Annotated in this window: 10 protein-coding genes; 4 read left to right on the top strand and 6 right to left on the bottom strand. The window is 60.5% G+C overall.

The window, feature by feature from the left end:
• The first annotated feature begins 34 nt into the window (after window positions 1-34).
• The 4 genes from ftsP (at window position 35) to CYR52_RS08005 (ending at window position 8,027) form a co-directional block, all read left to right on the top strand.
• Entirely contained in the window at window positions 35-1,450 is a 1,416-nt protein-coding gene (gene ftsP / locus CYR52_RS08020; protein WP_072927271.1) for a cell division protein FtsP, read from the top strand.
• A 144-nt stretch (window positions 1,451-1,594) separates the two neighbouring features.
• A complete protein-coding gene (locus CYR52_RS08015; protein WP_101828385.1) occupies window positions 1,595-4,027 on the top strand; it encodes a DmsA/YnfE/YnfF family dimethyl sulfoxide reductase in 2,433 nt (810 codons plus the stop codon).
• A 109-nt stretch (window positions 4,028-4,136) separates the two neighbouring features.
• Entirely contained in the window at window positions 4,137-6,311 is a 2,175-nt protein-coding gene (locus CYR52_RS08010; protein WP_101828384.1) for a YgiQ family radical SAM protein, read from the top strand.
• Between the two features lie 381 nt (window positions 6,312-6,692).
• A complete protein-coding gene (locus CYR52_RS08005; protein ID WP_072927275.1) occupies window positions 6,693-8,027 on the top strand; it encodes a PTS sugar transporter subunit IIC in 1,335 nt (444 codons plus the stop codon).
• Window positions 8,028-8,081: 54 nt separating this feature from the next.
• Here CYR52_RS08005 and dkgA read toward each other — a convergent pair whose 3' ends face one another.
• The 6 genes from dkgA to CYR52_RS07975 all read right to left on the bottom strand — a co-directional run bounded on the left by dkgA (window position 8,082) and on the right by CYR52_RS07975 (window position 14,707).
• Window positions 8,082-8,900 (bottom strand): 2,5-didehydrogluconate reductase DkgA, encoded by an 819-nt coding sequence (dkgA, locus tag CYR52_RS08000; RefSeq protein WP_072927279.1) that lies wholly within the window; start codon window positions 8,898-8,900, stop codon window positions 8,082-8,084.
• Between the two features lie 320 nt (window positions 8,901-9,220).
• Window positions 9,221-10,468: a porin gene (locus tag CYR52_RS07995; protein WP_101828383.1), complete on the bottom strand. Its 1,248-nt coding sequence runs from the start codon at window positions 10,466-10,468 to the stop codon at window positions 9,221-9,223.
• A 266-nt stretch (window positions 10,469-10,734) separates the two neighbouring features.
• The gene (locus tag CYR52_RS07990; protein WP_072927281.1) at window positions 10,735-11,397 is read right to left on the bottom strand and encodes a DedA family protein; all 663 of its coding nucleotides are present in this window, start codon (window positions 11,395-11,397) and stop codon (window positions 10,735-10,737) included.
• A 91-nt stretch (window positions 11,398-11,488) separates the two neighbouring features.
• Entirely contained in the window at window positions 11,489-12,682 is a 1,194-nt protein-coding gene (metC, locus tag CYR52_RS07985) for a cystathionine beta-lyase (RefSeq protein ID WP_072927282.1), read from the bottom strand.
• Window positions 12,683-12,886: 204 nt separating this feature from the next.
• Entirely contained in the window at window positions 12,887-14,179 is a 1,293-nt protein-coding gene (locus tag CYR52_RS07980; RefSeq protein ID WP_101828382.1) for a TRAP transporter large permease, read from the bottom strand.
• Window positions 14,180-14,194: 15 nt separating this feature from the next.
• Complete coding sequence (locus tag CYR52_RS07975; RefSeq protein WP_072927284.1) at window positions 14,195-14,707, bottom strand: TRAP transporter small permease; 513 nt, start codon at window positions 14,705-14,707, stop codon at window positions 14,195-14,197.
• Window positions 14,708-14,740 lie beyond the last annotated feature (33 nt).

Raw genomic sequence — 14,740 nt, 5'->3', positions numbered from 1 at the left:
ACACAGTCTTGATATTGCTTTTCATGGAGAAGATATGTCACTCAGTCGGCGTCAGTTTTTACAGGCATCGGGTATGGCATTGGCTGCCGGTGCGCTACCGCTGAGGGCAGAGGCGAGCGGAACGCAAGTGGCGCTGCCTGTGCCGCCGTTGCTGGAGTCCCGCCGCGGCCAGCCGCTGTTCCTGACCCTGCAACGCGCCCACTGGTCATTCACCGGCGGTGCCAAAGCCAACGTCTGGGGCATCAACGGGCTTTATCTCGGGCCGACGGTGCGCGTCTTCAGCGGGGATGACGTCAAACTGATCTACAGCAACCGCCTGGCGGAGCCGGTGGCGATGACCATCGCCGGCTTGCAGGTGCCGGGCACGCTGACCGGCGGTGCCGGGCGCATGATGTCGCCGGGCGTGGACTGGTCGCCGGTATTGCCGATCCGCCAGCCCGCCGCCACCTGCTGGTATCACGCCAATACGCCGAACCGTATGGCCCCGCACGTCTATAACGGGCTGGCCGGGATGTGGCTGGTGGAAGACAGCGTCAGCAAATCCCTGCCGCTGCCCAGCCACTACGGGGTGGATGATTTCCCGGTGATCCTGCAGGACAAACGGCTGGATAACTTCGGCACCCCGGAGTATGACGCCCCGGCGCAGGGCGGTTTCCTGGGCGATAACCTGCTGGTGAACGGCGTCGAAAGCCCGTATGTCGAGGTGTCGCGCGGCTGGGTGCGCCTGCGCCTGCTCAATGCCGCCAACTCACGCCGCTTTATGCTGCAAATGAGCGACAACCGGCAATTCCACGTCGTCGCCGCCGATCAGGGCTTCCTGCCTGCGCCGGTGGCGGTGTCGCGCCTGTCGCTGGCACCGGGCGAACGCCGGGAGATTCTGATCGACATGTCGCAGGGCGATGAGGTGTCGATCACCGCCGGGGAATCCGCCGGGATCATGGACCGGCTGCGCGGGCTGTTTGAGCCGTCCAGCATTTTGATCTCCACCCTGGTGCTGACGCTGAAACCCACCGGCCTGCTGCCGCTGGTCACCGACAACCTGCCGATGCGCCTGCTGGCCGATCAGCTGCTGGAAGGCAGCGTGGTGCGGTCGCGTGAGTTCCGCCTGGGGGACAACCTGGCCGGGATCAACGGCGCCATCTGGGACATGAACCGCATCGACGTGCAGGCGCTGCAAGGCACCTGGGAGCGCTGGACGGTGCACGCCGACCTGCCGCAATCTTTCCATATTCAGGGCGTGTCGTTCCTGGTGAAAAACGTCAACGGCGGCCCGCCGCTGGTGGAAGATGCCGGGTTCAAAGACACGGTGTGGGTGGATGGCGAAGTCGAGCTGCTGGTCTACTTCAACCAGCCGTCATTTGAGCATTTCCCATTCCTCTACCACAGCCAGACCCTGGAGATGGCCGACCGCGGCTCCGCCGGTCAGCTGGTGGTGCAGCCCTCCGTCTGAGTTTTCCTCCACGGCAGTGCGATCCCGCCTGCCGTTTTACCTTTTCCCTGTGCCTGATCCCGTTCCGCTTGATAAAAAGCAAGATCGCGTTGCGCCGTTTTTGTTACTCCAGCCCACAGGCTGATAACCAGAAGGCGAAACATGATGAACCACGACGAACGATCCGCACGCGGTGGCGTCACCCGCCGTACCCTGCTTAAGGGCAGCGCCCTGAGCGCCCTGACCCTCGCGGCCGGGGGCGTGCCGTTGCCCTTTGCCCAGGCGCAACCCGCGCCGCCAACCCGCATTCCCGATGAACGGACCGTCTGGAGCATGTGCTCCGTGAATTGCGGCAGCCGTTGCGCGTTGCGGCTGCATGTGCGGGATGACGAGGTCATCTGGGCCGAAACCGACAACACCGGCCAGGACAGGTATGGCGACCATCAGGTGCGCGCCTGTCTGCGTGGGCGCAGTATCCGGCAGCGCATGAACCACCCCGCGCGCCTCAACTACCCGATGAAACGGGTCGGCAAGCGCGGTGAGGGCAAATTCAAACGCATCAGCTGGGACGAGGCGCTGGACACCCTGGCGCAGCGGCTGAAGCACACGGTGGAGACGTACGGCAACGAGGCGGTCTACATCAATTACTCGTCCGGCATTGTCGGCGGCAACATCACCCGCTCCTCGCCTTACGCCTCGCTGGTGGCGCGCCTGATGAACTGCTATGGCGGTTTCCTCAGCCATTACGGCACCTACAGCACGGCACAAATTGCCGCTGCCATGCCTTACACCTACGGCAGCAACGAGGGCAACAGCACCTCTGACATCGTCAACAGCGAACTGGTGGTGATGTTCGGCAACAACCCGGCGGAAACACGCATGAGCGGCGGCGGCATCACCTACCATCTGCAACAGGCGCGTGAACGCAGCAATGCGCGGATGATTGTTATCGACCCGCGCTATACCGACACCGCCGCCGGGCGTGAGGATACGTGGATCCCGATCCGCCCCGGCACCGATGCCGCGCTGGTGGCCGGGCTGGCCTATGTGCTGATCACGGAAGATCGGGTTGATCAGGCCTTCCTCGATCGTTACTGCGTCGGTTATGACGACAAGACCCTGCCGCCCGGCGCGCCGGCCAACAGCCACTATAAAGCCTACATTCTCGGGCAGGGTGAGGACGGCACCGCCAAAACCCCGGCCTGGGCAGAGCGGATTACCGGCATTCCGCAGGCGCGCATTATTCAGCTGGCGCGTGACATCGCCCAGAGCAAACCCGCCTGTATTGTGCAGGGCTGGGGGCCGCAGCGGCAGGCCAACGGCGAACTGACGGCGCGCGCGATCGCCATGTTGCCGATCCTGACCGGCAATGTCGGCATCCCCGGCGGCAACAGCGGCGCGCGGGAATCCACCTACACCCTGACCATTGAGCGGATGCCGGTTGGGGAGAACCCGGTGAAAACCAGCATCCCGGTGTTTGGCTGGACGGACGCCATCTGGCGCGCCACTGAGATGACCAGCCTGCGCGACGGCGTGCGCGGCAAACCTGCGCTCACGGTGCCGATTAAATTTATCTGGAACTATGCCGGTAACACGCTGGTTAACCAGCATTCGGACATCAACCGCACCCATGAGATTTTGCAGGATGACCGGCGCTGCGAAACCATCGTGGTGATTGATAACTTTATGACGGCCTCTGCCCGCTATGCCGACCTGCTGCTGCCTGACCTGATGACCACCGAGCAGGAGGACATTGTGCCGAACGATTACGCCGGAAACATGGGCTACCTGATTTTCGGCCAACCGGCGACTGCGCCGAAGTTTGAGCGGCGCGGCATCTATTCCATCCTGACCGGCGTGGCCGAACGGCTGGGCGCTGACGTCGCACAGCGCTTCACCGAAGGGCGCAGCCAGGCCGACTGGCTGCGTTATCTCTATGGCAGGATGCAGGAAAAAGATCCGCTGCTGCCCGGTTATGAGGCGCTGAAAGCGATGGGCATTTATAAACGGCGCGATCCGGCCGGGCACTATGTGGCGTATCAGGCGTTCCGCGAAGACCCGGTCGCCAACCCGCTGGACACGCCGTCCGGCAAAATTGAGATCTATTCGTCGGCACTGGCGGAGATCGCGGCCGCCTGGTCGCTGCAACCGGATGAGGCAATAAGCCCGTTGCCGATCTACCACCCGGCGTTTGAAGGCTGGGACGACCCGCAGTTCGCTGACTGGCCGTTGCAGCTGTTCGGCTTCCACTACAAGGCGCGCACCCACTCGACCTACGGCAATATTGCACTGTTGCAGGCCGCGGCGCGGCAGGAAGTCTGGATCAACCCGCTTGATGCCGCCGCCCGGCAGATTGCGCAGGGCGATCTGGTGCGGGTGTTTAACGCACGCGGGGAAGTGCGGCTGCCGGCAAACGTCACGCCGCGTATTATGCCGGGCGTCACCGCGATGGGGCAGGGCGCGTGGCATCAGGCCGACATGGCGGGGGACAAAATTGACCACGGCGGCTGCATCAATACCCTCACCAGCCTGCGCCCATCACCGCTGGCGAAGGGCAACCCACAGCACAGTAACCGGGTGCAGATTGAGAAGGTGTAGGCGGGCGGCAGAAAATTATTGATCCAGGCCAGGAAAAGGGCGAATAGGCCGCAGCCGGGGCGGCGCGTTCCCTATAATTTCGCCCCTTTTCCGATGCAACGAGCTGCCCATGCCTGCTACCTGTCTGCTGCGCCCTGAACGCGACCTGTTCTCCTATCCCCGTTATTGGGCCGAATGTTTCGGCACTGCGCCCTTTTTACCGATGAGCCGCGACGAGATGGATGCGCTCGGCTGGGACAGCTGTGACGTTATCCTGATCACCGGCGACGCCTACGTTGACCACCCGAGTTTCGGCATGGCGGTTGTCGGGCGGCTGCTGGAGTCGCAGGGGTTCCGTGTCGGCATCATCGCGCAGCCGGACTGGCACAGCAAAACCGACTTTATGCGGCTCGGCAGGCCAACCCTGTTTTTCGGTGTCACCGCCGGCAACATGGACTCGATGATCAACCGCTACACCGCGGACCGCAAACTGCGGCACGATGACGCCTACACCCCCGGCAACCTCGGCGGCAAACGGCCCGACCGCGCGACGCTGGTCTACAGCCAGCGCTGCAAAGAGGCGTACCGGGAGGTGCCGGTGGTGCTGGGCGGGATCGAGGCCAGCCTGCGCCGGGTGGCACATTACGATTACTGGTCAGACAGCGTGCGCCGCTCGGTGCTGGTGGATGCCAAAGCCGATTTGCTTATCTACGGCAACGGCGAACGGCCTTTGCTGGAGGTGGCGCACCGGCTGGCCGCCGGGGAGCCGGTCAGCGCGCTGACGGATGTGCGCAACACCGCCGTGATGTGCCGCCAGCCACCGCCGGGCTGGCGCGGCGTGGACTCCACCCGGCTGGACACCCCCGGCCGCATCGATCCGCTGCCGCACCCGTATGGTGAAACGGCCGGATGCAGTGAGCAGCACGACGCCGCCCAGCCGGTCGCGGTGCGTGCTGCCCCGGCGAAGCCGTGGGAAAACACCTATGTGCTGCTGCCGTCGTATGAAAAAGTGAAAGCGGACAAGGTGCTCTACGCCCACGCCTCGCGCATCCTGCACCATGAAACCAACCCCGGCTGCGCGCGGGCGCTGATGCAGAAACATGGCGACCGCTATGTCTGGATCAACCCCCCGGCGATGCCGTTGAGCAGCGAGGAGATGGACAGCGTCTTCGCGCTGCCGTTCCGCCGGGTGCCGCACCCGTCCTATGGCGACGCGCGTATCCCGGCGTATGAGATGATCCGTTTTTCAGTCAACATCATGCGCGGCTGCTATGGCGGCTGCTCTTTCTGCTCGATCACTGAACATGAGGGGCGGAGCATCCAGAGCCGATCCGAAGAGTCCATCGTGCAGGAGATCGAAACTATCCGCGACAGCGTGCCGGGCTTCACCGGCGTGATCTCTGACCTCGGCGGGCCGACCGCCAATATGTACCAGCTACGCTGCCGCTCACCGAAAGCGGAGCAGAGCTGCCGCCGCGCCTCCTGCCTCTACCCGGACATCTGCGCGCACATGGACACCGATCACCAGCCGACCATCGATCTCTACCGGCGCGCCCGCGCCTTGCCGGGCATCAAGAAAGTGCTGATTGCCTCCGGGGTGCGTTACGATCTGGCGGTGGCTGACCCGCGTTACATCCGTGAGCTGGCGACCCACCATGTCGGCGGCTACCTGAAAATTGCCCCGGAACACACTGAGGCGGGGCCGCTGGCGATGATGCTGAAGCCCGGCATGGGCAGCTACCACCGCTTTAAAGCCCTGTTCGATACCTATTCGCGCGAGGCCGGGAAAGAGCAGTACCTGATCCCCTATTTCATCGCCGCGCACCCCGGCACCACCGATCTGGACATGGTGAACCTGGCCTGCTGGCTCAAGCAGCAGCGCTTCCGGCTTGATCAGGTGCAGAATTTCTACCCGTCGCCGCTGGCGACCTCCACCACCATGTACCACAGCGGCAAAAATCCGCTGGCGAAGGTGACGTACAACAGCGCCGATGTCACAGTGCCGCGCGGCGACCGCCAGCGCCGCCTGCATAAAGCACTGTTGCGCTACCACGACCCGGCCAACTGGCCGCTGATCCGGCAGGCGCTGGAGGCGATGGGATTGAAACAGCTGATCGGCCCCCGGCGCGAGTGTCTGGTGCCGGCCGCCACCCTGGCTGAACAGCGGGCGGCCAAAGCGGCCTTGCGCCGCAGCCAGCCGGCGCTGACCCGCCATAGCCCCCATCCATCGCATCCAGGCGGGCTGGGCGGCAATGTGATACCAGCGCGCCCAACCGGCAAAGCCCCCGGCCGCAAACGAAAATAAGCCCCTGCGGCGGGCATTTTGCGAGCCGCCGCGCACCGCCTGAAATAGCGGCTGTTATACCGCCATAACAATTCTGGATCTGACTCACAGAACCCATTAAAAACGGCAACCGGTTACTGAAACCGGTTGCGGCGCTGTTGCGTTACTGACCATACTTCACTGCACCCGCTGCTGCCCCTGTTCATGGTTGGCAGCGAGAAAATCCCCCCAAGCCATTCATTGTAAATAGGAATTCAGAAAAGAAACGGCATGGGTACGCACCACTTCTTTCTTGCCAGTCAACACCATGCTGTTCCACCGTCGGGTGGGACAGGTCTTACGAAACATGGGTGATTCCGCGCGGCGGGATCGTATCTCTGTCCGGTTCAGAGGGTTGAATTCATGAGCGTCAGCCAGTCTATTTTCAGCTTTATTGAAACACACATCAGCCCGATTGCGGGCCGGCTCTCCACCCAGCGCCATGTGATGGCGATCCGGGATGGGTTTATCTCGGCGATGCCGTTTATGATCGTCGGCTCTTTTTTGCTGGTGTTTGCTTACCCGCCTTTTTCAGCGGAAAGCGGCTGGAGCCTGGCGCGCTGGTGGCTGGCGATTGCCGGGAACTATGAAACCGAGATCCTGACGCCGTTTAATATGACGATGGGGGTGATGTCGATCTACATCACCGCCGCCATCGCCTATAACCTGGCGCAGAGTTATAAGCTCGACCCGTTTATGGCGGCGATGCTGGCGCTGATGGCTTTCCTGCTGGTGGCGGCCCCGCAGGTGGACAAGGCGCTGCCGACCGGCGCGCTGGGCGGCATCGGCATCTTCACCGCCATTCTGGTGGCGCTCTACACCACGGAGCTGGTGCGGCTGCTGAAGCACTACAACATCGGCTTCAGCCTGCCCGATCAGGTACCGGCCAAGATTAAACAATCGTTCGATTTGCTGATCCCGATTCTGGTGGTGGTGCTGACCCTCTACCCGCTGAGCCTGCTGATCCAGAACCAATTCCAGATGCTGCTGCCGCAGGCGATTATGGCGATCTTCCAGCCGCTGATCTCCGCGGCGGATTCGCTGCCGGCCATTTTGCTGTCGGTGCTGCTGGCGCACCTGCTCTGGTTTGCCGGCATTCACGGCGCGGTGATTGTCTCCGGCATGTTACAGGCGTTCTGGCTGACCAACCTCGGGGTGAACCAGAGTTCCCTGGCCGCCGGGCTGCCGCTGCCGCATGTGTTTATGGAGGCGTTCTGGTCGTTCTTTATTGTGATTGGCGGTTCCGGTGCCACCTTTGGGCTGGTGCTGCTCTACCTGCGCAGCCGCAGCGCGCACCTGCGGGCGATTGGTAAACTCAGCCTGGTGCCGAGCGCATTCAACATTAACGAGCCGGTTATTTTCGGCACGCCGATTGTGATGAATCCGACGTTCTTCCTGCCGTTTATCGTCGCGCCGTTGGTAAATTCCGTGATCGCCTATGCGGCCGTCAAAATGGATCTGATTGGCCGGGTTATCTCGGTGGTGCCGTGGACGGCCCCGGCACCGATCGGCGCGGCCTGGGGCACCGGCTGGGACTTACGCGCCGCGCTGCTGGTGGTGGTGCTGGCGCTGGTGTCCGCGGTGGTCTATTACCCATTCTTTAAAGTGTATGAAAGGCAACTGCTGCAACAGGAGGCGGAAGAAGCCGCCGCAGTGGCTCAAGAGGAGGCCGGCAGCACCGCCAGCGCCGCCCACTGAGGGCAGGCAGAAATAAAAAGAGCCTCTAAAGAGGCTCTTTTTGTCTGACCGGTATTATTTGGTGTCCGGATCCGGGCCGAGGCGCTTGCCGCTGTCGAGTTTGGCGATTTCGCTCATCTCCTCTTTTTCCAGGCGGAAATCAAACACATCGAAGTTTTCTACGATACGCTTCGGCGTGACCGATTTCGGGATGACAATCAGGCCGCTGTCGAGGTGCCAGCGGATGACGATCTGCGCCGGGGTCTTTTCATATTTCTCGGCCAGCTTCATGATGATCGGCTGGTCAAATACCCCTTCGCCGCCCTGGGCCAACGGGCTCCAGGATTCCGTGGCGATATTGTGCGTGGCGTTCCAGGCGTGCAGCGGGCGTTGCTGCATCAGCGGGTGCAGCTCAATCTGGTTGATGACCGGCGCACTGCCGGTTTCATCCAGCAGGCGTTGCAGGTGCGGGATGTGGAAGTTACACACCCCGACGCTTTTGGTCAGGCCCTGTTCTTTCAGCTTCAGCAGCGCTTTCCAGGCGTCAATGTAGTTATCCTGTTTCGGCTCCGGCCAGTGGATCAGGTAGAGATCCACATAATCGAGTTTTAAACGCGCCAGGCTCTTTTCCAATGCCTCCTGCGCGTTTTGCTGGTCGTCATTCCACAGTTTGGTGGTGATGAACAGCTCCTCACGCGGCACCGAGGCTGACTGAAGCGCATTGCCGACCCCTTCCTCATTTTTGTAGATCATCGCGGTATCAATATGGCGATAACCGGTCTCCAGGGCTTTTTCAATGGCGACGAGCACTTCTTCATTGCTGGCCTGCCAGACGCCAAGGCCCAGTTGCGGCATCAGGTTGCCATCGTGCAGTTTGATGATGGGTTGCGTCATGGGTATCTCCTTATGCGGGTTTCCCGTGCAGAGCACGGAACAGAGTGCTGATGACCTCTTAGTGTAGTCAAGATGCCATGACTTGCAGGGGCGTCATATGCTCACTTCCCGCATTGTTTTCCGCAGGGCGGCGGGGAAAGGGAGTAAAGGGAATAATTAACCGGAAGCGGAAAGTCATCGCATCGGCAGATAAAAAAACGGCGCCACAGAGAGCGCCGTAAAATAAATCAAGGAAAAATAACAGTGGTTATTGTTAATACCGTTATGAGGGTAACGGGCACTAACCCAGTCTTTTTACTTCTTCAGAAAAACGTATTTCATCAGAAATAAATACGCATACCGGCAGCGATACGGTTGTCATCACCGACGGTTGCGAAATCGTGTTGCACGTTATTAACGTCCGTCCATTTTTCAGACTCGGCGGTGATATAGGCGTATTCACCCCAGATCACGACGTTTTTAGTGAAGTAATAATCGGTACCGACCACATATTTCTGTTCCTTCCAGTCATACAGCTCGTCGTCAGCATCTTTCAGGTAGTAACCGCCGTAGATGCTGCTGTCGCCGTCATAGGCCCATTTCACGCCCAGGCCCAGCAGGTTAACAGTCGCGGTGTCGCCCACATAGAACAGCGCTTTATCCGCGTTCTGGCTGCCGTCGTAGCCTACGTCACCTGAAATCACGTTATCCAGATACATCTGGCCGACGTCGATGGCGAAGGAGAGGTTGGTTGGTTTGTGGGTCAGTTTACCGGACAAGCCCCAGATTTGCTCGGTGCCGTCTTCGCCGTCATAGTTGCTGCCGTTGCTGACCGTGGCGTAGTTGCTGTTTGATTCATTCGCCGCGAGGCTTACCCCATTTTCATCCAGATGGGCATAGCCATAACCGGCCCCCACGTACATATCCAGATTGTCAGTGCCGAAGTTATAGAACGCCGCCAGGGTATAGGCGTTTTGCAGGCCGGTGTCACCGTCATCCTGCTCGGTCTGCATCGTGTAGGTGCCGCCGAAGCTGAAGCCGTTGAAGTCCGCACTCATCACCCGGATGGTATTAGACACACGGGCGATGAACTCATCTTCCCCGGTGCCGGTGCCGCTGGTACGGCCGATAAAGCCGCCGTTATAAGCACCAAAGCCCAGTGCGCCGCCGTATTCATAGGTGAAGTCAGAACGCGCCATGTCATCGAACGGGGAGGTGACGCGGCCGAACGTCAAATCACCGATGCCGTCCATGCGGAAACCGGCCCAGCCCTGACGGTTGGCCATTTCAAAATCGCCTTCGCCTTTCTGGGTATCGTTACCGAATTCCAGATAGCCGATGCCGTGTGCCTGGCCCTGGTTAAAGGCGTGGTCAAAGTTGAAGCCGAAGCGGGAATCCTGGTCTTTCAGCTGGGTGGAGTCTTTACCGGGGTTATATTGGTCCCGGGAGTCGGAGTTTTCCATCATTAACCGGATGGAGCCGGTGAAATCGATTTTAGTGCCTTCGTTGTCATACAGGTTGGTCGCCTGAGCACCGGCCGTTGCCAGCATCAGGGGAAGCGCCATTGCTATCAAATTTTTCTTAAACATAGGAGATCCTTTCTTAATCGAGTTGGCTCTTATTAATTGGGGAAGAAACGAATAAATTTATTTAGAATTGAACTTTTCGCGCTTTATATAATCGTTCTTCGGTGGAATTTTCAATTTATGGTTTATTAATGAGTTTTTAATTAGAATTTAATTAATGGATTTGATGCGTAGGAATTTTATTATTTTCTGTGTTTCGTGAATAAATAAAACCCTGCCGGACAAGATGCCCGGCAGGGTTTTTTAATGGATCGCGTTACGGGTTGACGTTATTGCGCAGGGGCGCGCTTTTTACGGATATACATGACCACCACACCCACCAGCCCGAGCACCAATAACAGCATCGGTAAGACCATCAGCCCGGCCATCACGGCATCTTCATGGCGCTTCACCAGCGGGATCTGGCTGAAGGCGAAACCAAGCGTCACCACCACACTGACCCACAGCGCGCCGCTCAGCCAGTTAAAGAACTGGAAGCGGGTATTGCTCAGCCCGGAGATACCGGCCATCGTCGGCAACAGGGTGCGCACAAAAGCCAGGAAACGCCCAGCCAGCAGCGCCATCAGCCCGTGCCGGTTGAACAGGGTAAAGGCCCGCTGGTGGTAATGGGCGGGCAGTTGCAGCAGCCAGCGGCGCACCAGCCGCGTGTCACCGAGCCAGCGCCCCTGCAGGTAGCTCAGCCAGCAGCCGAGGCTGGCCGCCGCGGTGAGGATCAGCAGCGTAGGGATAAAGCTCATCACCCCTTTGGCCACCAGCGCCCCCGCCAGCAGCAACAGGCTGTCGCCCGGTAAAAAGGAGGCGGGTAATAAGCCGTTTTCCAGAAACAGGGTGGCAAACAGCACGCCATAGATAATCCAGATCACGCCCGGATCGGCCAGCGCGCTGAAGTCCTGCTGCCAGAGCGCGTGGAGAATATGTCTCAGTACTTCCATTGTTCTTCCCGTTGCGAATAAAACGTGCGCCAATCGGGCCCGGCGCACCGTCAATATACTCTCATTATAGTGCGCCGGGGGCGGCAGGCGATCAGGCGGTACGCAGGCGGGCGAACCCGGCGGCCAGATCCTCAATCAAATCGTCGCAATCTTCCAGGCCGATGTGCAGCCGCACCAGGGTGCCGCTGAAGGGGAGTCTCTCCGCCGGGCGGATCGCCTGCAACTCTTCCGGCTGGTTCGCCAGAATCAACGACTCAAACCCGCCCCACGAATAGGCCATGCTGAAGTGGCTGAAGTGGTCGAGGTAGTGCGCCAGTTGGGCGTCAGTCAGACGCGCTTTCAGAATAAAGGCGAAGAGGCCCGCGCTGCCGTTGAAATCACGCTGGAAAAATTCATGGCCGGGGCAGCCGGGCAACGCCGGGTGGCGCACTTCGGCCACTTCCGGGCAGGTTTGCAGCCAGCGCGCCACCCGCAGGCTGCTGGCCTCATGCTGCCTGAGCCGGACGCCCAGCGTGCGCAGGCCGCGCGCCGCCATGTAGGCGGTGTCGGCATCGACCATCTGGCCCATCAGGTAGGAGTGTTCACGCAACTGTTCCCAGCAGCGCGCATTGGCGACAGCAGTGCCGATCATGGCATCGGAGTGGCCGATGATGTATTTGGTGCCGGCCTGGATGGAGATGTCGATATCATGCGCCAGTGCCGGGAACAGGATGCCCGCCGCCCAGGTGTTGTCGATCATGATAACGATGTCCGGGGCCACGGCGCGCACGGCGCTGACCATCGCCGGGATATCCGGCACTTCCAGGGTGATTGAACCGGGGGATTCCAGAAACAGCACTTTGGTGTTGGGCTGCACCAGCTCCGCGATGCCTGCGCCAATCATCGGCGGGAAATAGGTGGTGCTGACCTGCATTTTCGCCAGCACTTTGCTGCAAAAATCCTGCGTCGGCTCGTAGGCAGAGCCTGTTACCAGCACATGGTCGCCCGCGCTGACAAAGGAGAGGATGGCATTGCTGACCGCCGCCGCACCGCACGGGTAGAGCACGCATCCGGCCCCGCCTTCCAGCTCGGTCATCGCCTCCTGGAACGCGAAGTGGGTCAGGGTGCCGCGGCGGCCGTAGAACAGCTCGCCCTGGGCACGGTGGGCGGTGGCGTGTTTTTTCGCTGCCACGGAATCAAACACCAGCGAGGAGGCCCGCTGGATCACGGCATTCACGGAGCCGTGGGTATATTTTTTCTGCCGTCCGGCGCTGACCAGCGCGGTATCACGATGTTTTCCTGCCATGTTGCCCGGTTACCTGTTGTTAATGTTGCGAACTTCCACCTAACTTACCACGCAGCCGGGCAGGCGGGGGATGCTTTTGCCCGCCGGGCGGAAAAACAGCAGATTCAGACGGCATTCTGCCGGAGAAGAGAAAAAACCTCCGGCAGACGCAGGGGAAATGAAAAAAGCCCGTCACGACGCGACACGGGCAAAGGGGAGGAAAACTTAACCGGCGTGCACACCGAACAGGGTGGGCAGGTAGAGCGAAATCGCAGGGATGTAAGTCACCAGCATCAGCACAAAGAACAGCACGGCGTAAAACGGCAGCATCGCCTTCACCACGGCCTCAATTTTTTCCTTGCTCACCGCACTGGCGACAAACAGCACCGAGCCGACCGGCGGGGTGATCAGGCCAATGCCGAGGTTCACCATCATGATCATGCCGAAGTGCACCGGGTCGATGCCGAGCGAGGTGGCGACCGGCAGCAGCACCGGCGTCAGGATCAGGATAATCGGGGCCATGTCCATCAGGGTGCCGACCAGCAACAGCATGATATTAATGCACATTAAGATGACATATTTGTTATCTGAGAAGGCGGTGAAAAAGTCGGTGATGCGCGTCGGCAGTTGCATAAACGTCATCACTGCGCCGAAGCAGGCAGCGAAGCCGATCAGGATCATGACGATGGTGACGGTTTTCACCGTGCGGTACATCAGTTTCGGCAGCTCTGACCATTTGTAGTCACGGTAGATAAACATGGTGACGAAAAACGCCCAGAGGCAGGCGATGGCCGCCGACTCAGTGGCGGTAAAAATCCCGCTCAGGATGCCGCCCATGATGATCACCACCGTCATCAGGCCCCACAGGGTGTCGATGAAGATTTTCAGCGCATCACGGAATGCCACCCGCTCGCCTTTCGGGTAGCCGCGCGCATGGGCAAAGCCGACGCACATCACCATCAGTGACAAACAGAGCAGGATGCCGGGTAAAATCCCGGCGATAAACAGCGCCGCCACCGAGACGCTGCCGCCGGTGGCCAGCGAGTAGATCACCGCATTGTGGCTGGGCGGGATCAGGATCGCCTGCACCGAGCCGCTGGCGGTGACCGCCGCCGCGAAATCACGCGGGTAGCCCTTTTTGTCCATCTCCGGGATCATCACCGAGCCAATCGAGGCGGTGTCCGCCACCGACGAGCCGGAAATCGCGCCGAAGAAGGTGGAGGCCATAATATTCACCAGCGACAGCCCGCCGCGGATAAACCCGACAAAGATATAGGCGAAACTCACCAGCCGCCGGGCGATGCCGCCCTCCGCCATGATGGCCCCAGCCAGGATAAAGAACGGGATCGCCAGCAGGGAAAACTTATTCACCCCGTTGGTGAGCTGGATCATCAACGCTTCCAGCGGCAGGTCGATCCACAGCGCGCCGACCACCGCACTCAGCCCGACGGCGTACGCCACCGGTACGCCAATCGCCAGCAGCACGCCCAGCGAGAACAGCAGAATAAATGCATCCATCAGAGTCGCCCCGTATCAGGTTTCCGAGGTGCCGAAGACCACCGCCTGGCGATGGTGTTGCGGCCCCAGCATCAGCCGTTCAAGCACGAACAGCAGGGTAATCGCCGAGCCAATCGGCAGCGGCAGGTAAGTTTGCCCGGCCGTCAGCACCGGGAAATCCGCCACCGGCTGCTCCCAGAGCTCGCGGCACAATGTGGTGCTGTAGACCAGGATAAACAGGCTCAGCGCCAGCATCAGCAGGTCAGCCACGGTGGCGAAAACCTTCTGCCACACCGGCGGCAGCCGGTCAGTGACCATGCCGACCGCGATGTGCGAGCCGGCGCGGTAACTCACCGCCGCGCCGACAAAGGTAAAGGTCACCATGCAGATGATCGACACCGGCTCCGGCCAGGAGAGCGCCTGGTTCAGCGTATAGCGGTAGAAGATGCCGATGGGGATCACCACCACCATCAGCAGCAGTGCCAGGCCGGAAATCCACATCGCTATCCGGTAGAGCACATCCATCGACGAAAGATAATAACGGGCCATACTTTCCCCCGGTTAACAGGCTGGACGTGAACG

Source organism: Chimaeribacter arupi (assembly GCF_002858805.1).
In the GTDB taxonomy this organism is placed as follows: domain Bacteria; phylum Pseudomonadota; class Gammaproteobacteria; order Enterobacterales; family Enterobacteriaceae; genus Chimaeribacter; species Chimaeribacter arupi.
This window is presented reverse-complemented; position numbering and strand designations above follow the sequence as displayed.